17 protein-coding genes and 1 riboswitch are annotated in these 21,391 nt (G+C 41.8%); of the genes, 14 read left to right on the top strand and 3 right to left on the bottom strand.

Annotated features, from left to right (window positions below; genetic code table 11):
• Position 1 precedes the first annotated feature (1 nt).
• The 10 genes from B5G00_RS13205 (at position 2) to B5G00_RS13160 (ending at position 10,899) form a co-directional block, all read left to right on the top strand.
• On the top strand, positions 2–793 hold the full coding sequence (locus B5G00_RS13205) for a type III pantothenate kinase (RefSeq protein WP_087273501.1): 792 nt from the start codon (positions 2–4) through the stop codon (positions 791–793).
• The gene (gene dusB, locus B5G00_RS13200; protein WP_087273499.1) at positions 783–1,739 is read left to right on the top strand and encodes a tRNA dihydrouridine synthase DusB; all 957 of its coding nucleotides are present in this window, start codon (positions 783–785) and stop codon (positions 1,737–1,739) included. The genes B5G00_RS13205 and dusB overlap by 11 nt, the downstream gene beginning before the upstream one ends.
• A 121-nt stretch (positions 1,740–1,860) precedes the next feature.
• Entirely contained in the window at positions 1,861–2,343 is a 483-nt protein-coding gene (greA, locus tag B5G00_RS13195) for a transcription elongation factor GreA (RefSeq protein WP_087273497.1), read from the top strand.
• A gap of 26 nt (positions 2,344–2,369) precedes the next feature.
• Positions 2,370–4,325, top strand: coding sequence for a lysine--tRNA ligase (lysS, locus tag B5G00_RS13190; RefSeq protein WP_087273495.1), 1,956 nt, complete (start codon positions 2,370–2,372; stop codon positions 4,323–4,325).
• Between the two features lie 303 nt (positions 4,326–4,628).
• A riboswitch (cyclic di-GMP riboswitch) is annotated at positions 4,629–4,704 on the top strand.
• Between the two features lie 228 nt (positions 4,705–4,932).
• Positions 4,933–5,373, top strand: a complete 441-nt coding sequence (locus tag B5G00_RS13185) for a hypothetical protein (RefSeq protein WP_087273492.1) — start codon at positions 4,933–4,935, stop codon at positions 5,371–5,373.
• A gap of 11 nt (positions 5,374–5,384) precedes the next feature.
• Complete coding sequence (locus B5G00_RS13180; protein WP_087273490.1) at positions 5,385–6,431, top strand: patatin-like phospholipase family protein; 1,047 nt, start codon at positions 5,385–5,387, stop codon at positions 6,429–6,431.
• Positions 6,432–6,433: 2 nt separating this feature from the next.
• A complete protein-coding gene (locus tag B5G00_RS13175) occupies positions 6,434–8,509 on the top strand; it encodes a dynamin family protein (protein WP_087273489.1) in 2,076 nt (691 codons plus the stop codon).
• A gap of 3 nt (positions 8,510–8,512) precedes the next feature.
• The gene (locus B5G00_RS13170) at positions 8,513–9,193 is read left to right on the top strand and encodes a hypothetical protein (RefSeq protein WP_087273487.1); all 681 of its coding nucleotides are present in this window, start codon (positions 8,513–8,515) and stop codon (positions 9,191–9,193) included.
• A gap of 2 nt (positions 9,194–9,195) precedes the next feature.
• The gene (locus B5G00_RS13165) at positions 9,196–9,840 is read left to right on the top strand and encodes a hypothetical protein (protein ID WP_087273484.1); all 645 of its coding nucleotides are present in this window, start codon (positions 9,196–9,198) and stop codon (positions 9,838–9,840) included.
• 12 nt (positions 9,841–9,852) lie between these two features.
• On the top strand, positions 9,853–10,899 hold the full coding sequence (locus tag B5G00_RS13160; protein ID WP_242971363.1) for a helix-turn-helix transcriptional regulator: 1,047 nt from the start codon (positions 9,853–9,855) through the stop codon (positions 10,897–10,899).
• Between the two features lie 65 nt (positions 10,900–10,964).
• Here the strand turns inward: B5G00_RS13160 and B5G00_RS13155 are convergent, their stop codons facing one another.
• The 3 genes from B5G00_RS13155 to B5G00_RS13145 form a co-directional block, all read right to left on the bottom strand.
• A complete protein-coding gene (locus B5G00_RS13155) occupies positions 10,965–12,818 on the bottom strand; it encodes a vWA domain-containing protein (RefSeq protein ID WP_087273479.1) in 1,854 nt (617 codons plus the stop codon).
• Positions 12,819–12,829: 11 nt separating this feature from the next.
• Positions 12,830–13,891 (bottom strand): AAA family ATPase, encoded by a 1,062-nt coding sequence (locus B5G00_RS13150; protein WP_087273477.1) that lies wholly within the window; start codon positions 13,889–13,891, stop codon positions 12,830–12,832.
• A gap of 89 nt (positions 13,892–13,980) precedes the next feature.
• Positions 13,981–15,129: an RtcB family protein gene (locus B5G00_RS13145; protein WP_087273473.1), complete on the bottom strand. Its 1,149-nt coding sequence runs from the start codon at positions 15,127–15,129 to the stop codon at positions 13,981–13,983.
• Positions 15,130–15,765: 636 nt separating this feature from the next.
• On the opposite strand from B5G00_RS13145, the gene B5G00_RS13140 reads away from it, so the two are divergent.
• The 4 genes from B5G00_RS13140 to B5G00_RS13125 all read left to right on the top strand — a co-directional run bounded on the left by B5G00_RS13140 (position 15,766) and on the right by B5G00_RS13125 (position 21,297).
• Complete coding sequence (locus B5G00_RS13140; RefSeq protein WP_087273471.1) at positions 15,766–16,965, top strand: ATP-binding protein; 1,200 nt, start codon at positions 15,766–15,768, stop codon at positions 16,963–16,965.
• A 49-nt stretch (positions 16,966–17,014) separates the two neighbouring features.
• The gene (locus B5G00_RS13135) at positions 17,015–17,578 is read left to right on the top strand and encodes a TetR/AcrR family transcriptional regulator (RefSeq protein ID WP_087273469.1); all 564 of its coding nucleotides are present in this window, start codon (positions 17,015–17,017) and stop codon (positions 17,576–17,578) included.
• A 139-nt stretch (positions 17,579–17,717) separates the two neighbouring features.
• On the top strand, positions 17,718–19,715 hold the full coding sequence (locus B5G00_RS13130) for an oleate hydratase (RefSeq protein ID WP_087273467.1): 1,998 nt from the start codon (positions 17,718–17,720) through the stop codon (positions 19,713–19,715).
• 97 nt (positions 19,716–19,812) lie between these two features.
• Entirely contained in the window at positions 19,813–21,297 is a 1,485-nt protein-coding gene (locus B5G00_RS13125) for an AAA family ATPase (RefSeq protein ID WP_087273465.1), read from the top strand.
• Positions 21,298–21,391: the final 94 nt, after the last annotated feature.

Here is a 21,391-nt window from a genome sequence, read left to right as displayed (position 1 = left end):
CATGCTGCTGGTTATAGATGTTGGAAATACGCATATAACACTGGGAGTTTTTGAGGAGAAAGAATTAAAGGGAACTTTTCGGATGACTACAGGCTACAGCCGGACCTCTGATGAATACGGGATTTTTATCTGTAATATGCTGGAATACCGGGGAATCAATAAGGAAGGGGTGGACGCTGCCATTATCAGCTCAGTTGTGCCTGATGTTATGCATTCTCTTACCAGCAGCATCATAAAATACTTCCATATAAAGCCTTATCTTGTAAAGGCAGATAGTTTTACGGGAATTGTCATTAAGACAGCAAATCCCAGATCTCTGGGAGCGGACCGGATCGTGGATGCGGCAGCTGCCTATGAGATTTATGGAGGGCCGGTGCTGATTGCTGATTTTGGTACAGCTACTACCTACGACCTGGTAAATGAAGAAGGAGAATTTGTAGCGGAGATTACATCTCCAGGGCTGGAGATCAGCGCTAAAGCCCTGTGGCAGCAGGCGGCTAAACTTCCGAAATTTGCCATAGAAAAGCCGGAATCCATACTGGCAAAAGACACCATAACCAGTATGCAGGCCGGGCTGGTGTACGGCTATATCGGACAGGTAGAGTATATTGTAAAGAAAGTGAAGGAAGAATCCGGTCTGGAAAATCTCAAGGTAGTGGCTACCGGAGGACTGGGAAAGGTACTGGCCAGGGAGACTGAGGCCATCGATATCTATGACCAGCGGCTGACTTTAGAGGGCCTTCGGATCATATACGAAAAAAACAAAGAGGCAGAGAGCAGGAATGAAGCTTAAAATCGGAAACGTAACACTGGAAAACAATCTGGTGCTGGCGCCTATGGCAGGTGTAACGGACCTCCCCTTCCGCCTCCTGTGCAAAGAGCAGGGAGCAGGGCTGATCTGTACAGAAATGGTAAGCGCCAAGGCCATATATTATAAAAATAAAAATACAGAAAGCCTTATGCAGATCGATGAGAGGGAGAGACCGGTGTCTCTCCAGCTTTTTGGTTCAGAGCCGGACCTTATGGCAGAGATTGCCAGACAGATAGAAGAGAGAAATTTTGATATTCTGGATATAAATATGGGATGTCCGGTCCCAAAGGTGGTAAATAACGGAGAAGGCTCTGCACTGATGAAAAATCCTGCCCTGGTTCATGAAATCATATATAAGGTTTCAAGGGCCATTGAGAAGCCTTTAACAGTGAAAATCCGAAAGGGATTTACGGAAGACAGTGTAAATGCAGTGGAAATTGCAAAAATCGCAGAGGATGCAGGAGCTGCAGCCATAGCCGTCCACGGAAGGACCAGGGAACAGTATTATTCCGGACAGGCAGACTGGGATATTATCCGGCAGGTAAAAGAGGCAGTTTCTATTCCGGTCATTGGAAATGGAGACATAGATTCCCCTGAAAAAGCAGAGGCCATAGTAAGGGAAACAGGCTGTGACGGCATTATGATAGGACGGGGCGTCCAGGGAAATCCCTGGCTTTTTTCCAGGATACTTCATTATCAGGAGACAGGTGAGCTTCTGCCGCCGCCGGACAAAGAAGAAATCAAAGAAATGATGCTTCGCCACGGAAGACTCCAGCTGGAACACAAAGGGGCCTATACAGGAATCCGGGAAATGCGCAAACATATTGCCTGGTATACTTCCGGAATGCCCCATTCAGCGGCTGTGCGGAGAAAGGTCAACGAGGTGGAGAGCTGGGAAGAACTGGAAGAGCTGATACAGACAATGTAGTAAAAATCGAACATTATTACTTGACATATATCAGGGTATTATTTATAATATTATGACTGTTAAGAAGCGTTTATAGGGGCAAAAGTCCATATATCAGAATATAAGAAAGGGTGTACAAAAAATGGAAGAAAAGAAAACATTGCTTACCTATGCGGGATTGACAAAACTGGAAGATGAACTACATGATCTGAAGGTAAACAAAAGAAAAGAAGTAGCAGATAAGATCAAAGAGGCCAGAGAGCAGGGAGATTTATCTGAGAATGCAGAATACGATGCTGCAAAAGATGAGCAGAGAGACATAGAAGCCAGGATTGAAGAAATTGAGAAAATCCTGAAAAACGCAGAGGTAGTAGTAGAAGACGAGGTTGATCTGGACAAGGTCAGCGTTGGATGTAAGATCAAAGTATACGATGTAGAATTTGATGAGGAGATGGAATTCAGGATTGTAGGTTCTACAGAAGCAAACAGTCTGGAAGGTAAGATCTCCAATGAATCTCCTGTTGGAAAGGCTCTGATCGGAGCGAAGAAGGGGGATACCGTTTCCGTAGAGATGCCTTCAGGAGTTATGGAATACAAAGTTCTGGAAATTGAAAGAAATATATAATTCTATATAGAAGGAGAGTGTACGAAGTGGCAGAACAGAAGAAAGCCCAGGAGCAGGACTTAAACCATTTATTACAGGTCCGCCGTGAAAAATTAGCCGATTTACAGGCAAACGGAAAGAATCCTTTCCAGATCACAAAATATGATGTGACAAACCACAGCATGGAAATTAAAAATGCTTTCGATGAGTTCGAAGGAAAAGAGGTTACCCTGGCAGGGCGTATGATGTCCAAACGTGTTATGGGAAAAGCCTCTTTCTGCAGCATCCAGGATCTCCAGGGCTCTATGCAGGCCTATGTGGCAAGAGACAATATTGGAGAGGAATCATATAAAGATTTCAAGAAACTGGATATCGGCGATATCATAGGAATCAAAGGCGAAGTGTTTAAGACCAAAACAGGGGAGATTTCTATTCATGCTACTGAAGTGACACTGCTCTCCAAGAGCCTGAATCCTCTTCCTGAGAAGTTCCATGGTCTGACAAATACAGATCTGCGTTACCGTCAGAGATACGTGGATCTGATCATGAACGAAGATGTAAAGGATACTTTTATCAAACGTTCTAAGATTCTGGCAAGCATCCGGAACTACTTAAACGGACAGGGCTTCATGGAAGTAGAGACACCTATGCTGGTTGCCAACGCAGGTGGGGCTGCCGCCCGTCCTTTTGAGACTCATTTCAATGCTCTTGACGAGGACTTTAAGCTGCGTATTTCTCTGGAACTGTATTTAAAGAGACTGATCGTAGGCGGACTGGAAAAGGTTTACGAAATCGGAAGAGTGTTCCGTAACGAAGGTCTGGACACCAGACATAATCCAGAGTTCACTCTTATGGAGCTTTATCAGGCATATACCGACTATCACGGCATGATGGACCTTACAGAGAATCTGTACCGTCATGTGGCCCAGGAAGTTCTGGGAACTACAAAGATTGTTTATAACGGCATTGAGATGGATCTGGGTAAACCTTTTGAGCGCATTACCATGGTAGACGCAGTTAAGAAATATGCAGGTGTAGACTTTAACGAGATCCATACCCTGAAAGAAGCCAGAGCTGTAGCAAAAGAACACCATGTAGAGTTTGAAGAACGCCATAAGAAGGGAGATATTCTTTCTCTGTTCTTCGAAGAGTTCGCTGAGGAGCATTTGATCCAGCCTACTTTTGTTATGGACCATCCCATTGAAATCTCTCCTCTTACGAAAAAGAAACCAGAGAATCCGGAGTATGTAGAGCGTTTCGAGTTCTTTATGAACGGCTGGGAAATGGCAAATGCCTACTCAGAGCTCAACGACCCCATTGACCAGAGAGAAAGATTCAAAGCTCAGGAAGAGCTGCTGGCTCAGGGTGACGAAGAAGCAAATACTACAGACGAAGACTTCCTTCACGCACTGGAAATCGGTATGCCTCCTACAGGCGGCATCGGATTCGGTATCGACAGAATGTGCATGCTGTTGACAAACAGCGCAGCCATCCGTGATGTTCTGCTGTTCCCCACAATGAAATCTCAGGGCGCAGCAAAGAACGAGGCAAACAATGCGGCACAGTCTGAGAAAACAACTGAGACAAAAACAGTTGAAAAAGTCATCGAAGAAGTGAAAGAAACCATTGATTTCTCTAAGGTAGAGGTAGAACCATTATTTGAAGATATGGTTGACTTTGACACCTTCAGCAAGTCTGACTTCCGCGCTGTAAAAGTAAAAGAGTGTGAAGCAGTACCTAAGAGCAAAAAGCTTCTGAAATTCGTACTGGATGACGGAAGCGGAGAAGACCGTGTGATCCTAAGCGGTATTCATGATTACTATGAGCCGGAAGAGCTGGTAGGAAAGACACTGATTGCTATCGTAAATCTGCCGCCAAGAAAGATGATGGGAATCGATTCCTGCGGTATGATCATTTCAGCCACACACATTGTGGAAGGAAGAGAAGGACTGAATGTGCTGATTGTAGATGATAAGATTCCGGCAGGAGCAAAGCTGTACTAAAAATATACTTTTACATTATTTGGCGTAGGAAAAAATTGTATTATTGTGAGTTTGGACCTTGAGAGAGTAACCTCTTTCAAGGTCCTTTTTAGGTGCGGTATAATGGGAAACGATGAGGAACAGTTTAGGCTGTCGGCAATCTTTTCATCCCATAATTCTTTTTTTAAGGTTTCGGTTTAGACATAGCATATGTTCTATTTGTGTAAAATATACAAAAGAAAAAGCGTGATTCAAGATAAAATGTTCGTTGTGACTAAAAAATAATTGACGTTGTGCGTATACAAGCGTATAATAAGTACTATCATGATATCGAGGCAAAACTTGTGAAAATGTGTGACGCAAAACTATAGGAACCGTTAAATGTCAGCCAGTTGCAGTATTGATTATGGGTACAGTCTTATTATTTCGATAATGAGGCTATGCCCTTTGTTTATTATGTGAGGTAAATTATGAACGGTTACTTAAAAATTTCAGAGGTTGCAGAAAAGCCTAAGGATGAGAGGATAAAGTCGGGGAAGTATATTAATTGGAGAAAAGATAATAAAAATGACAAATAATGTCATTGAAATAATGTAAACTTATTAATGTTTACATAGGAGTGTATATTTTGGAAAATAATAAAGAGTTTTCATATTTTATTGAAATTCTAGAGAAGCAGAGTCAAAGAATTGATAATATTGAGCAACTACTAAAGTTGTTATTGGTTAATAATGTCTTGAATGATATTGATAGATTACATTTGGTAGAAGAATATCAACTTGATGAAGAAATGAAGGAATTTATCTTGCAACAAGGACTATCAGTTGGTGAATTTAAAGTACAAAATGGAATACGAGTATTGAACATCAATGTCCCAGAGGGCTGCAAGATTTCGGTGAGTAAAATAATTGCATTAAGAAGAACTTTCGTTTCATCATACCCTGAACTGGTTGTGTGCTTCAATTTTATAACATTACACGGTGCACAGAGAAAGAGGCTATTAGAAGAACAGATAGCATTCTGTGTAAAAAACAAAGAAATTCATTTGTTTCAAAATAAAAGGAAGTAGGAGAATGAGCGATGAAAGGAATCGGGTTGGTCTTTGCTGGTGGCGGTGGTAAAGGTGCTTATGAAATAGGAGTTTGGAAATATCTTCACGAAATTGGATTAGACCAATATGTCAGATCGGTTTCAGGGACGTCTGTGGGAGCATTGAATGCCGCATTATTTGTTGGTAGTTCTTATGAAATCGCAGAAGATTTATGGCTTAATATAGAACCTAAAAAAATATTATCACCGAAAGAAATCAAGCCAGAGGATGTAGTAAAATTTTTTGCTACGGCAGGTATTTCTTTAACGGGACCCATGGGACGCATTTCGTCTTTAGTACTTTCTGAAACAGCTATGGGGGCAGAGGCTATTGCACGGCTATTATTAACGAGGATACGTTCAGATTATATGTTCTCAAGGAATGGATTAATTGAATTAATTCATGATGGAATCAATTTTCCGCTTTTGCAAAACAGTGATGTTCTATGCTTTGCCACGTGTCTAAGATGTCCATCGCTAAATGTTGAACGATTTAAGCTAAACGAATTGGACGCTGATGGCATTATTAAAATATTGTTAGCTTCATCTGCAATACCAGTTGTTTTTCTAAATGAGGAATTTGAAGGACATAAATATTGTGATGGTGGGGTTCCGATAGTTGGAGATAATATACCGATTGACCCAATTTATGAGACAGGGGTTGAACATATATTTGTTGTTCACCTTAGTCGGGATTCCATTATTGATAAAGACAAGTATCCTAATTCAACGATAATTGAAATTGTTCCAAGTATTGATTTGGGCAATGCATTGACTGGAACATTGGATTTTACTCCGGATGGTTCAGCAAAGCGTATTGAACAAGGCTATGCGGATGCTAAAAGGACTCTTCAGCCAATGGTCGATATGTTGATGCTAAATGCTGAAAGTCAGATGATATTAAAAGTTGCCCAGAAAAAAATGGAAGAATTTGAAGTAAAAAAGGCAAAATTGGTGAGGGCAGGGAATGAAATAAAAGCAGAAATGCAAAAAGATGGATTTAATAATTTATTTAATGAACTGATGAAGGAGAAATAGTCATGGCTGAAGAACTAAATATAATATCTTCCTCTATGCTGACAGACGTCAGTGAAACGGAAATAAATTCACTTATAGAAAAGATAGTTGCTTCCTCTAAAAATAATATGGAAGAGATATGTGAATTAACCGTAGAGTGTACAACACTTTTGGCATCGGCTGAAAGCAGGTCAACCGCATTAAGTGATCAAGGAATATTCAAGCGGCTAATTGGAAATTTCACAGGAAAGAATCAGAAATTACGCGACTCAATTTTAAAAGATCAAACTAATGCGTTGTATGCTGCGCAAGGCGTAATTAATCGTGTTATGGCAGAGTGTAATAATAACCGAAAACTTATGCTCGCAGTTAATGACAGAATTAGTGATGTATATCTAGAATTAAAAGAAAATCAAAATGAGGTTGCTGCGGGTGTTTTAATGATAAGAAAAGCAATCGTAGCTTTTTACAAACAGTATAAAGAGAAACTTCTTGAGCAAGAGACTCGAATCTCAAAGGTGGAACAGTTTGCCAGAGAGAGATGCCCGAAATGCCAGAGGGAGATTCTTTCCTGGCAGAGAATCTGCCCATATTGCGGAGAAATCCATTCACTAAAAACTGACAATATGAGTGAGGAAACCAGGAAAATATTGGGCGAATTATCAAAGATAATTAATTCCGAAGATGATTTTGAAGACATTGCATGGAGCGTAGTAGCCAGAAAGAAAGCCCGTGTTATGCGTAAAGTTAAACTTATGGCAGAACTTGGAAAAATTCCTGGGTTTACAGATGAGTTGGTTAAAGATATTGACAGCCTTATTAATAAATGCAAGAGCGAAGAGTTTCAAATTGCGATTGTAGGTGTTATGAAAGCCGGAAAATCGTTTCTGATGAATGCATTAATGGGAGAGGAAATTGCATCAGTTGAAGTAAATCCAGAGACAGCAGCATTAACGAAATTCAGATCAACTACTGGATATTATGTAAAGATTCGTTTTCAGAATGAAAAAGAGTGGAGCAAACTGAAAAACAGTGCTTTGAAAAGCAAAAATGTTGGAAAAGACAGTTTGAGACATATGATAGAGCAGCCGGAAATTGCAGGACTTGAAAAGAAATGGGTCAATCATAAAGAATTATATATAACATGCAGCGATGTCGCAGAACTCCGTAGGAATGTTAAGAAATATACTTCGTCAAGAGATTATGATCATTTGTTTGTGGCAGAGGTCGAGGTGGGGGTTGATACATCTATTTTCAATATGCCAAAAGAAGTTGTATTTGTTGATACTCCGGGATTAAAGGACCCTGTAAAGTACAGGTCAGACATTACCAGAGCATATATTAAGAAGGCAGATGCTGTGTTAATTGCAGTTCCAACAGCTGCATTAACGGCAGAAGGAAATGAAATTATAACTACTGTTCTTGACTGCACGGATACAAAGAAGGCATATATTGTTGCAACGCAAAAGGACTTGAAAGATACAGAAGAAGACTGTGAAAAAGTTGTATCCTTATGGGTTAAGAAATTGGTTGGTGCAAGGAGATATGAGAATAATAGGGCTGCCAGAAGCAGAATTATTCTTACATCTGCAAAAATGGATTTATTGTTAAATAAATGGATTAGTCTTGATGCGGATCAGAGAAGTGATCCGGCTGCATTTTCTGATAACGATTATTCTGCATTAGAGAGCTTTGTGAAGAGAACCTTAAATAGCCGCAGGTATGATATAAATAAATTACCATATGAGCAAGATAATCTTGCAAAAGTAAAACAAAACGCAGGAATTGAGTTCTTAAGAAAGAAATTAGAGGATACCTTAATCGCTAAGCATAGGGAACTGAAAGTTGCAGGAATTGAAAGGGGCTTTGGCAGATGTAAAGAGCGCATAAAAGAAATAAGCGAGTCAGCTGTTAATAAGCAACTTAAAGCAATTTCTTTGGCTGAAAGCGGAGCAGAAGAATTAAAGAGACAATTAGATGAGGCTCTGGCTGAAAAACAAAAAATGGAGTCAGCAAATCAAGAAATTCGTAATGCAGCTGAGCAGTTGGAAAAAGGGATTATGTGTGTTATTACTGATCTGGAAAGGAGAGGTAGATAAAACATGGGACTTTTTGGACTTTTTATAGATTGGGTTGCAGATAAGATTGAAAGAGCTGTTGATTGGGTCAACGATAAATTAGGTGGCAGCTCCTATGCTAGTAGCAGTGTCGAAGATCAAATGGATGTTGATAAAGTGTTAAGTGAATTCAGAGATTCTATACAGGGAGATGTTAATCAATCTGAAAAAAAATGCATGAGCAGTGTAGAGGGAATGTTCTCGGATTTAAAGAAAAAGACAAAAGCGAGATTTCCGGATTTAATTGAAATTATTGAGGAAAAGCAGAAGCAGGCCGAAGAAACACTCAACGGAACTATTATGCAATATGTTAAAGAGCGTCTTTCAAAAAATGACAGAAGATTTGTAAAGGTTTTGGAAATGAATCCAGGACAGGCAAAGAAGGCTGCTTTGAATAAAGAAGCAAACAGGATAATAGAAGAGGCAGAAACATATTTCTACAAAAAATTGAAGAAATATATGGAAGACATTCAAAAAGAATTTACTGAAAGATTGAGCATTCGTTTGGAAGATCAAGAAAAGCAGATGAAAGATTATATTAATAAACTTGAACAGATGGAAGTGCGAGCGAAAGAAGGAAGCCTTAATGTGGACGAAGTCATAAATGAATGTTCGCCAATTATGGAATCCGCCGAGTGTATTATAACTGCAGTGGAGATGGAATAAGAATGAGTTTTTGGTCAAAGATTGGACTAGCGGATAAAGACGCTATTAATAAATTGCAAGAAGAGATTGTTTCCCTGCGGGAAGAGAATCAGCGGCTAGCAGAAAGTAAGGAAATACTGATTAAATCCTATTTAGATGAGCAAACAAAAAATATTTTTGATGCAATTAGAAACCATGGAGATGCTATGATTACTGAGATTATTCAGCAATGTCACAATGCATCTGTATCATATTGCAAATCGATAGAAGAACTCAAGGCACTTTTGAATGAAATGAATTCGAAGTTATTATTTTCAATGAGTAGACTGGAGAGTTTGACCACGGAATCGATTAACGGATTAGGCGACAGCATCGAAAGTTCGCTGTCAAAAGCGGAGAAAGAAGTAGAGCGGATATATGATATGCTGAACACGGTTTACGATTCTATTACACTTCTTACTAATGAGACAGAGGAAATAAAATCTGCACATAAAGAAAGCATAACTCAATTGGTTAAGCTAAGTAATCAACTAAGAGAAGAAACCTCAGCAATGGATAAGGAAATACAAGCTGAGATTGAAAAACTAGGTGAGTCAATCGTTAACTTATGGAAGATAATGAAGGTTGTTTTTATAGAATCATCTCTTGGTGAAATCGACAAGTTATAGAAAGATGGAAGTTTGAGTAATGCAAAAGGAAGCAAGGTCAAAGAAGGCATGAGTAAGGAATCAAAAAATCAGCGAACATTAGATATGTATGTTCGTCTTTGTGAAGGGAAGGTTATTAACAAGAAAACGGAATCACAGAAGTTTGGCGTGGATGAAAGATCAATCCAGAGAGATATCGATGATATCAGAGCTTTTTTATGTGATAGAAGTGAGAGTAATGGCAGAGATACAAGAGAAGTAGTATATGATAGAACAAAAGAAGGCTTCATAATGATTGGCGATGAACCTTCTATGATGACAAACGGTGAAATACTGGCTGTGTCAAAAATACTTCTGGAAAGCAGAGCATTCACTCGACGTGAACTGAAAATTATCTTGGATAAGCTTGTAAAAGGATGTGTTCCGCTAAAGAATATGAAACTTGTCAGTGACTTAATTGCAAATGAAAAATATCATTATGTTGAACTGAATCATAAGGAACACATTCAGGATAAATTATGGGAGATTGGCTCAGATATTCATGAGTATAATTTAGTATCGCTACGTTATGCAAGAGCAAATGCACCAGGAGAATCTATCAAGCGAATTGTTGAGCCAATATCAATTCTTTTTTCTGAGTATTATTTCTACTTAAATGCTTATATTGTTGAAAAGGATAATTATGGTAAATATGTTCATAAGTACAATTATCCGGCGATTTTTCGAATTGATAGAATAAAGAAGTATAAACGCCTTGATGAAAAATTTAAGGTTACCTATGCAAATCGCTTTGAAGAGGGGGAATTCAGAAAAAGAATACAGTTTATGTATGCTGGTAAACTACAGAAAGTGGTTTTAAAATTCTATGGTGAAAACCCGGAACCGATTTTGGATCGGCTGCCGACAGCGAGAGTGATTGAGCAACATGACAATGAATGTATAATCGAAGCGGAGGTGTATGGAAAGGGAGTAATTATGTGGATCCTAAGTCAAGGCAGCAGGGTGGAAGTGCTGCGGCCGGAGAGCATGCGAGAGGAAATGAAACAAATTCTTCAAAATATGCTCAAACTATACGAGTAGAGCTAGGGAGGACACCAGACCGGAACATATAGTTTATCACCAAGATATTAATCAGTACAATCATATTATTCTTTTTCCTTATCTTTATTTTCCATGTAGAATACTTTGCCCTTTGCCCGAAATGGCAGTCGGTTACCGCTGGGGATAAGGTAAGCGTGTTCTCTTTTTACTTTCAGATTTTTTTCTATGTAACCGTCTGTGATAATGAGTATCGGACCGGTTACAGGGAAGTCTTTTGCTTTTTCTATAGCGTCGATGCCGGGCTGCAGGAGGGTACCGCCCCGACCGGTGATTTCTACTCGACCGGCAATGTCTTCCGGAGCCATATATCCGGCATCCGTAGCTTCTGCATCACAGAAGATGATTCGGATAAAAGGCACATCTTTGGAAACCGCATAGCTTGCTATGGCTCCCAGAGCCAATCCAATCTGGGAGGAACACATGGAGCCGGAGGTATCAATGACAACGCCAAAGGTTCTGCTTCCAAAATTCTTTTCCTGCAGCATATAGCTGGGTCTTGGAATATCCGGAGTGGATCCCTGACGGCGGCTTGGTCTCGCATAGGTACGGTGTTTTTCTAGGGGCGGAAACTGTTCATTGAACCATCTGCCAAGCTGCACTTTCCAGGGAATTGGTGGCATGGAAAGAGTACGAATTTCTTCCACGAGTCCTGCCGGTAGATAACCTCTGCTATGGGTAATGTGATAATCCAGACCTTCCCTTAAGGAACTTCGAAAGAAGTCATCCAGAGTGATTCCTTTGCCCAGTCCTTCAAAGCGGGGACTATGATTACCAAAGATATCCCCTTGTCCATAGCCACGGAAAGTAGCATGTTTTTTAAACTTTCGCATCTGCTTTATGATCAGGTCGTAGATGGCTTCTGCAGACATAGCGTGGAGTTCCTCATCATATAAAAGCCCTTCCTCCGGCATATCCCCAATTCTCATTTCATGAAGCCAGTCATTAATGACATAATCACAGGCCACGTTCCATAGATAACGATCTCTGCCCTGACATCTTTCGTGATGACATAATCCTGCATGGAGATATTCATGGGCTAAGACGAATTTCCATTCTTCCATAGTAAGTCTGCAGGAAGGATTGACATAGATTTCTCCCTGCCTAGCATCTACTGCAGCAATGTGGATTTCATATTTGTGGCAGAGGTCAACATCCTCGATGATCTTGAAGGAGGAAGCCAGTCCCCCAAGCAAGGGGTAGTGAGCCAGAAACCATTCGGCAGCTTTGGTCACTATGGTGTCTTTTTTCTTGCCAAAGTCATGTCCACCCACCTCACTGACAGCTTTCTTTATGGAGTGGGTAATGGCATGGGAAAAGGCCTCTGCATATTCATTTTTCTCTCCTTTTTTGTAGAAGATAGGGGCACTTAGTCCAATCATATCTAAGGCTTCTGTTGTGTTCAGTCCCAGGGATTGCTTGGGCATTGTTCCCTCGGTTTTCAGGAGATAGTTATAGATTTTGATCTCATCATTCAGCCGGATGGAATATTTCGTCGCAGGATCCGGAAATAGTGGTTTCCCAAATCCAATGTCTGCCAGAAATCTGGTGACATAGATATCGCAGGCCTTGTTCCATACACCGGGATAAACCTTTGCTTCCTGAGGCATCCTATCCTTATCGAAATGACCAAAGGCCAGATGGAGCAGACTGTGTGCCAGAGCATAAGTCCATTCATTAGCGTCCAGGCCAGAGGCTATGTTTGAAAAAATCTCTCCGCCTTTGGTGACACAGCAAAAAGCTCCTTTCCCATTCAGATGAGAGGTCTTTGGGAAAATCTCCCCTTTTAGTTGTGAGAAGAGAGGATGATTATTCAGGCTGTCAAATCCGGCATAAAGAGAAGAGAGTTCTTTGGGCACATCCTTGTCTCTGTAATAGTATTTTCTTCTTAAATAAGCCATAATGAACTCCTTTATTTAGTGTTTACTAATCTTGGAAGATCACGGATGACCTCTACCATAAACCAGTCAGGAAAGGGGCTCTCGTCATCGGACGCAACCACCATTTGTGCAATCTCAAAATTAATAGTAGAGAGTTCCTTAATCATTTCCTTTACTCTGTATACGAAAGAGAGCATATTTCCGGAAATGTCCTGCTTACTTTTTGGAAGATCGGTGATCAGCTTTGCTCGGAAAGACTGAGCAAGGAAGTAGAGAATATCTCTGTCCTTTGCTTTTGCAGGCCATTTTTCTTTTTTAGCAATGATATCTTCCAGCATATGGCTGTTAGACAAACTCTTGGTATAGGCCAAAAACATTCCCGCATGGGAAGGAGAGAGGCTGCCATAAGCAAGTATTTTCAATGTATCACCGGAAAGCTCTCTTTTTCCTGCCCCATACTCTATGAGGGCATCACTGAGTATATGCCAGGATCTGGGAGTGGAAAAGGGCTCTTCAGTTTTGGGCGGTTCAGAGAAAAGATGATCCGGTCTCTGGATAATATAGTCGATGACCCAGGGATGTAGGTGATTCTCCTGTGCCCACTTGATCCACTGTCTTGCATCTGCTTTCATTTGTACATGAAACATGCGGTTGATGAGAGCAGAGGACATGGTTTTTACAATGGCACTATCCTGCGCTCTGTTTCCGGCACCTACCACTATGCTGCCTTCCGGAAGATGATATTCTCCAATTCTTCTTTCGTGAATGAGCGAGTAGAAGGCTTTCTGCACTTCCTGGGAGCAGGCATTCAGCTCATCCAGAAAAAGCACATAGGGCTCTTTTCTTGCAATCATTTTCGGAGGAAGAAATTCTGAGGTTTCTCCATTTATCTGGGGGATTCCGATGATATCCTCCGGCGCCAGCTGGCTTCCAAGGAGTGATACGCAGGGAAGTCCAATCTCAGCAGCAAACTGCTCCACAAGAGCAGATTTGCCAATGCCGGGGGCACCCCAGATGAATACCGGACGGCTTGGTGAAATATTTAATAATATTTCCAATAAGTCACCTTGAGTGACGGTAATCGGCAAATTCATACAAAGTTCCTTTCTAAATCAGGCAGTATATTTACTGCGTTGCTTCTCGTTATATTGTTTCTCTATATTTGCTCATTATCTTGTACTTTCTAGTTTCCACCGGCCTTGAAGTTGTAGACAGGGCGGAGGATACGGTCGATCGTTACGGTTTCACCAATGACATCAGCAATATCTTCTAAGTCTCTGTAAGCGAAAGGAGCTTCATCTAAAGTCTCTTTACTGATGCAACTGGAATAGATTCCCTTCATTTTTGATTTGAAGGTAGATACGGTAAAGTTTTGTTTTACCTCCTTGCGTTTCATGATTCTTCCGGAGCCGTGAGGAGCAGAGCAGTTCCATTCGGTATTGCCAAGTCCGGTTCCAAGAAGGATTCCATCGCACATGTTGATGGGAATGATAACCCTTTCATCTTTCTTTGCAGAGATGGCTCCTTTACGAAGCATGGGAGATACAAAGGTATCCAAGGTCTTCGGGGAAGTATCTACATAGTTGTGAATACATTCATAACTATCCAAAATTTTCCATTTCATGCCTTTTACGAGTTCATCCAGAATGATATCTCTGTTAAGAGAAGCAAATGCCTGAACAATCTGCAGGTCATGAAGGTAGTCCTCCATAAGTTCATTTTCCAGCCAGGTGATTTCATAAGGAATGTTAATTCCTTTGTCTTTTAGGATTTTCTGGCCTTCATTCAAATAATATTCAGTGACTTCCTTACCGAGATGACGGCTTCCGGAGTGTATCACGATATAGAGACTTCCGATATCATCCTTATCTGCCTCAATGAAATGATTACCGCCTCCAAGGCTGCCCAAACTTAAGACCGCTTTGTCTGTGCGAATATGCTTTGCACATCTGAGTGCATCAAAATTAAATTCCTCTGTGAATCTGTGAGCTTTGGTTCGGATGTTAAATCCGGAGGGGATGCAGTCTCTGATTACCGTATCTAATTTCTGATATTCAATTTTCTTCCCCTTGATTTGTGCCAGGGTCATACCGCAGCCGATATCAATGCCGATGAGATTCGGGATAATTTTTTTTCCAATAGTCATGGTCAGACCGATGGTTCCAACCTTGCCCGGATGCACATCAGGCATTACACGGATACGGCATCCCTTAGAACTTTCCTGATCACAAATCATCTGGAGCTGTGAGATGGCATATTGGTCAACGGCAGTTTCTTTGTTGCGTGTTGTAAAAATCTGAGCAGAAGTATATGCTCCTTTGATAGTCTCCATAATCATTTCCTTTTCTATTGTTTCTATGCGGGTATAAAAATAGCCTCCCGATTGTCTAAGCAAAAGGTGACGGAAATTCTATGAAGTCTTCATTTGAAATGGACAGAATAAGCCTGTTATTTACAAATAGAAGAAAGGATAACCATACCTCTTGCTATTAAGTTACTTGTGTTTGAATTGCAATTCTGTGTCATGATAATAGCCTCCTTTCTGAGAGAATTGTTTTCTTAGTTACATTAATGTTCAGTATAGCACACCTGTCAATAGATGCATTGAACTGCTGGTTACTTGCTCATGCAGGTATCTGATACACATACTATACCGGCTGAGAATGACAAATAATGACATTCTGAGCAGAAAATTTTTTGTGTTTTTTAATTTTGATAACTAAAAAAGCAACAAGTGGTGTGGCGGATTACGTTATTACTGGCTGCTCCACATCAACTGCCGCTCCTCTTGTCCTGAGTATAAACGTTCTGTTCTGAAAAAATAATAAAATCAAATAAGTTTTTAAGGTTAAACAAGAAAAAACATTGTTTTAAAAGTATTTTTTGGGTATAATAAGAATATTATATATAGAATTGTTTTCGTTATTCCCTTAAGTTGTTTCAATCTTTGGTGGAAGGAGGGACAAATATGATTATTCGACCAGACTATATTCAGGCGATAAAACCTTTTATGGACCAGCCTTTAGTAAAAATTCTTGCTGGCGTCAGAAGATGCGGTAAATCAACAATATTTGAAATGCTTGCGGAAGAACTTCGCAGCCGGGGCATTCCAGATGAACGTATTATACAGAAACGATATACGGAGATGGATATTCCTGAAGACATTTCTGCGAAGGCCGTATATGAAGAATTGATTAGCAGAATTCAGGGGAAGGGCCGCTGCTATCTTCTATTGGATGAGATACAGGAGATCAAAGGCTGGGAGCGGTGTGTGAACAGCCTTATGGAAGGGCAGGATGTAGACATTTATGTGACTGGTTCTAACTCTAAATTAATGTCCAGTGAATTGTCAACTTATCTAACAGGGCGATTTGTGTCCATCCCTGTTTATACCCTGTCTTTTAAAGAATATCTGACGTTTAAGAAGGAGGATTCCCGCTCCTCTAAGGAATTACTGGAAGAGTATATTCGTTTTGGTGGATTTCCGATTATTGCTCTTGGAAGATATGATGAACAGAATGCCTATCAGATTGTAAATGGTATCTACCATACGGTTATTTCCAGAGACATTGTGAAGCGTCATCGGATTAATCGACAGGATCTTTTTGACCGCATTGTAAAGTACCTCATTGAAAATATGGGAAAGACTTTTTCTGCCAATTCTATTGCAAAGTTTCTGAAAAGTGAGCACCGTACTGTGTCGGTGGAATCCATTTATAATTACATCCGATGGCTTGAACAGGCATTTATCATTTATCCCTGCCATCGTTATGACATTCAGGGAAAAAGCATTTTAAAGACCCAAGAGAAATATTATCTTGCTGATGTAACTTTAAAATACTGTCTTTTAGGATATAACCGGAAGATGCTTGACGGTGTCCTGGAAAATATCGTGTTCTTGGAGATGAAACGTCGGGGCTATGATGTTTATATTGGAAAGAACGGAACAAAAGAAATTGATTTTATTGGAGTACGTCGGAATGAAAAAATTTACGTTCAGGTCTGTGTACAGCTTCCTGAAAATTCAGACCGCGAGGTGGGAAATCTGATGGAAATCCAGGACCATTATCCCAAGTATGTGGTAACCACCAATAGCATGGATGTGGGGATAGAAAATGGTATTCGGATTGTTCATCTCCATGATTTTCTCTTGTCAGAGATATGGTAAAATATAGTTTCCAATAGGACTGAAGATGAAGAAAGCAGGAGTTTTAAAAATGTCAAATATCACAAAATACGCCTTAGAATCCTCACTGAAAAAAATGATGCTCACAAAACCCCTGGATAAGATTACGATCCGGGATCTTACAGAGGACTGCGGGATCAGCCGCATGGCATTCTATTACCATTTTAAAGACATTTATGACTTGGTAGAGTGGGCCTGTGTGGAGGATGCTGCTAAAGCATTGGAGGGAAAGAAAACCTATAGGACCTGGCAGCAGGGGCTGCTGCAGATCTTTGAAGCTGTATATGAGAACCGGCCTTTTGTATTGAATGCCTTCCGTGCCCTGGACAGAGAAAAGATCGAGAAATTCCTTTTCGGGCTGACATCAGATCTGATTTTGGGCGTTGTGGAAGAACAGGCGCAGGAAAAGTCTGTGACGGAAGAAGAAAAGCGGTTTATCGCAGATTTTTATAAATATAGTTTTGTGGGGATCATGCTGGACTGGATCCAGAAGGGAATGAAAGAAGATTACAGGGAGACTGTGGATGCGGTCTGTATTATCCTTCATGGAACCATCGCTCATTCCATTGATAATTTTACAAAATACCGGAAATGATAAAAAACTGAACATTTCCTTTATTCTGTAAATGGAAATGTATGGTGGATTGACGTAGGATAAGTCCATAGAAAAACATATGAAAACACAGCAAAATCTGCATCAGCGGATATCTGAATTTAGAAAGGCGGTATAATCTATGGCAAAAAAATCTGCAGCAATCGGGATTGTCTCCGCAGCAGCGGCAGGCGCAGGAGCAGCTTATCTGGTACGAAAGGTAAAAGGATCTGAAGGACCGGAAGCAGGGAAAAAGAAGGAGAGAAAAGAAAAGGACAGAGCCGGCACTGAACCAGGAGCAGGATACAGGAATACAGAACTTGGAAAACATGAGAAAAACCGGAAAGGAATCTATTACAGCAGCGGAAATTATGAAGCTTTTGCCAGGCCGGAGAAGCCGGAAGGCGTGGAGGAAAAGAATGCCTATATTGTAGGCAGCGGACTGGCGGCTCTGGCAGCGGCCTGCTTCCTGGTCCGGGACGGACAGATGCCGGGAGAACAGATCCATATTCTGGAAGCCATGGACATTGCAGGAGGAGCCTGCGATGGGATTTTCGACCCTTCCAGGGGTTATATCATGCGGGGCGGACGAGAAATGGAAGATCATTTTGAATGCCTCTGGGATCTTTTTCGCAGCATTCCTTCCCTGGAAGATCCGGAACTTTCTGTGCTGGATGAATTCTACCGGCTGAATAAACACGATCCCAATTATTCTCTGTGCCGTGCAACTAAAGACCGGGGAAAAGATGCACATACAGATGGAAGATTTAACTTAAGCCAGAAGGGCTGTATGGAGATCATGAAGCTGTTTCTGACAGAAGATGAGGACCTGTATGACAAGACTATTGAGGACGTATTTGACGAGGAAGTATTTGACTCAACTTTCTGGCTGTACTGGAGGACTATGTTTGCCTTTGAGAACTGGCACAGCGCCCTGGAAATGAAGCTGTATTTTCAGAGATTTATCCACCATATTGCAGGGCTGCCGGACTTCAGTGCTCTGAAATTTACACGTTACAACCAGTATGAATCTCTGATTCTGCCTATGCAGAGATACCTGGAGCAGGCTGGTGTGGATTTCCAGTTCCATACAGAAGTGACCAATGTGGTTTTCGAGATCAAAGAGGGGAAGAAAAGGGCCACGGCTATTGAATGCAGGGTCAAAGGAGTGGAAAAGGGAATTCTTCTTACAGAAAAGGATCTTGTTTTTGTAACCAATGGAAGCTGTACGGAAGGTACGATTTATGGGGACCAGGAGCATGCGCCTAACGGCGATGCGCAGGTACGTACCAGCGGCTGCTGGAACCTGTGGAAAAATATTGCCAGACAGGATCCGGCATTTGGACGGCCTGAGAAGTTCTGCTCAGATATTGGGAAGACCAACTGGGAATCTGCGACGATTACCACCCTGGATGACCGGATCCTTCCATATATCACGAATATCTGCAAGAGAGATCCCCAGACAGGAAAAGTGGTGACCGGAGGAATTGTAAGCTGTGTGGATTCCAACTGGCTGCTGAGCTGGACGATTAACCGGCAGGGGCAGTTTAAAGATCAGGATCCGGGGAAAGTCTGCGTCTGGGTCTATGGACTTTTTACCGATGTTCCGGGGAACTATGTGAAAAAACCGATGAAAGCCTGCACAGGAAAAGAAATCACCCAGGAATGGCTTTATCACTTAGGAGTTCCTGCCGACCAGATCCCGGATCTGGCAGAAAACAGTGCGGTATGTGTTCCTACGATGATGCCCTATATCACAGCCTTTTTTATGCCAAGGACTAAGGGAGACCGGCCAGAGGTGATTCCGGAAGGCTGTACAAACTTTGCTTTTCTCGGACAGTTTGCAGATACGCCGAGAGATACAGTATTTACCACAGAATATTCTGTCCGCACAGCTATGGAGGCTGTCTACGGGCTTCTGGGTATTGACAGAGGCGTACCGGAGGTTTGGGGAAGTGTCTATGATATACGGGAACTTCTGAAAAGCAGCATATGCCTGATGGACGGAAAATCCCCTCTGGAGATCCGGCTTCCCGGACCTCTTAACGGATTGAAGAAGCCGGTGCTGCATTTTATTAAAGGGACAGTAATCGAAAAGGTCCTGCGGGATTATGATGTTCTGAGGGACGGTATGATTTAAAAAGGGGGATGCAAACGGACGCTGCCGGATTGTTTCATGATAGATTTTATGGTACACTGAACGAAATATGGATATTTCATTGTAAAAGGAGTACACTATGCCAGTTTTTGATTTTAATAACTCACCGGAGGACCAAAAGGTTCCTGAATGTACCTATAAAGTCTTTTATACCAACTGCCCGGAAAGTTCTCCGGGGCATCCTATCCTGGTCCTGGACAACAAGTCGGGGAAGCTTGTCCATCATTCCAACGGTATCTTTACTAATCCCATCCGGCGGACAGCCTTTGAGTTTAAAGGAGAGGAGGGGACTGTCAGCGAGGATATCCTGGAAATAGATGCCCGTTTTGTCAGTCTTCTGAAATGGCTGGGAGAAAACCACATTAATGTGCGGCTTTCCGGAGCTGTAAAAGGGGATAAGTATGCAGTATACAAGATTCGAGAGATTGCCTTTGGCGGAGGGGTGAAGCTTTCAGCAGAGGATGGATTTCTGCAGTTTATGATTGAACGGCTGCTGGCCAGTGACGCTCCATCTCAGGAAATCCCGGATGAAGACGAAGAAGAAACAGGGGACAGCATGAAACTGACCAGTATTCAGAGTATTACGGATTTTATGAACTGTGCAGGAAGGACTCTGCCGGATAATATCCGTCTTTGGGCCAGAAGAAATCTGGCTGTTGCCAAGTCCAATGAGGTGTCGCCAGAGGAGCGGCGCCACGCCCAGAGAGCCCTTTCCATTATGATGAATATCCAGTGGAAAGGTAATTATTTCGAGGCTATTGACCCGGCGGAGGCCCGGCGGATTCTGGATGAAGAGCTGTACGGCATGGAATTTGTGAAGCAGAGGATTATTGAGACCATTATTCAGATCAACCGCACCCATACTCTGCCTGCCTATGGCCTTCTGCTCATCGGTCCCGCAGGAACGGGAAAATCTCAGATCGCTTATGCAGTGGCCCGTATCCTGAAGCTGCCCTGGACTACCCTGGATATGAGTTCCATCAATGACCCGGAACAGCTTACCGGGAGTTCAAGGATCTACGCCAATGCAAAGCCGGGGATCATCATGGAGGCTTTTTCCATGGCCGGAGAGTCCAATCTGGTCTTTATTATCAATGAGCTTGATAAGGCGGCTTCCGGAAAAGGAAACGGCAATCCGGCGGATGTACTCCTGACCCTTTTGGATAACCTGGGATTTACAGACAACTATATGGAGTGTATGATCCCCACATCAGGAGTTTATCCTATTGCCACAGCTAATGATAAGGATCAGATCAGTGCCCCTCTTATGTCCAGGTTTGCAGTGATTGAGATCCCGGATTATACGGCAGAGGAGAAAAAGGTGATCTTCTCAAAATATGCTCTTCCAAAGGTACTGAAGCGGATCGGCATGGAGGAGAAGGAGTGTACCCTGACCCCGGAGGGACTGGAGGCAGTGATCGAGCTGCATAAGAACACCAGCGGCATCCGTGACCTGGAGCAGGCGGCGGAGCACATTGCGGCCAATGCCCTGTACCAGATAGAAGTAGACCATATGAAGTCAGTGGCTTTTGACGGGGAGATGGTGAGAAAGCTTCTGGGATAAAAGTCCTTCTTCGTAGTTTTTCTGCATTTTATGTAGATTTTACCCAGTATTTATAGGATTTAAATAAAGATATGGTAAAATGTCTTTCAACATT

Origin of the sequence: Blautia sp. An46 (assembly GCF_002161645.1) — a bacterium.
GTDB classification, from domain to species: Bacteria; Bacillota; Clostridia; order Lachnospirales; family Lachnospiraceae; genus Blautia; species Blautia ornithocaccae.
This window is presented reverse-complemented; position numbering and strand designations above follow the sequence as displayed.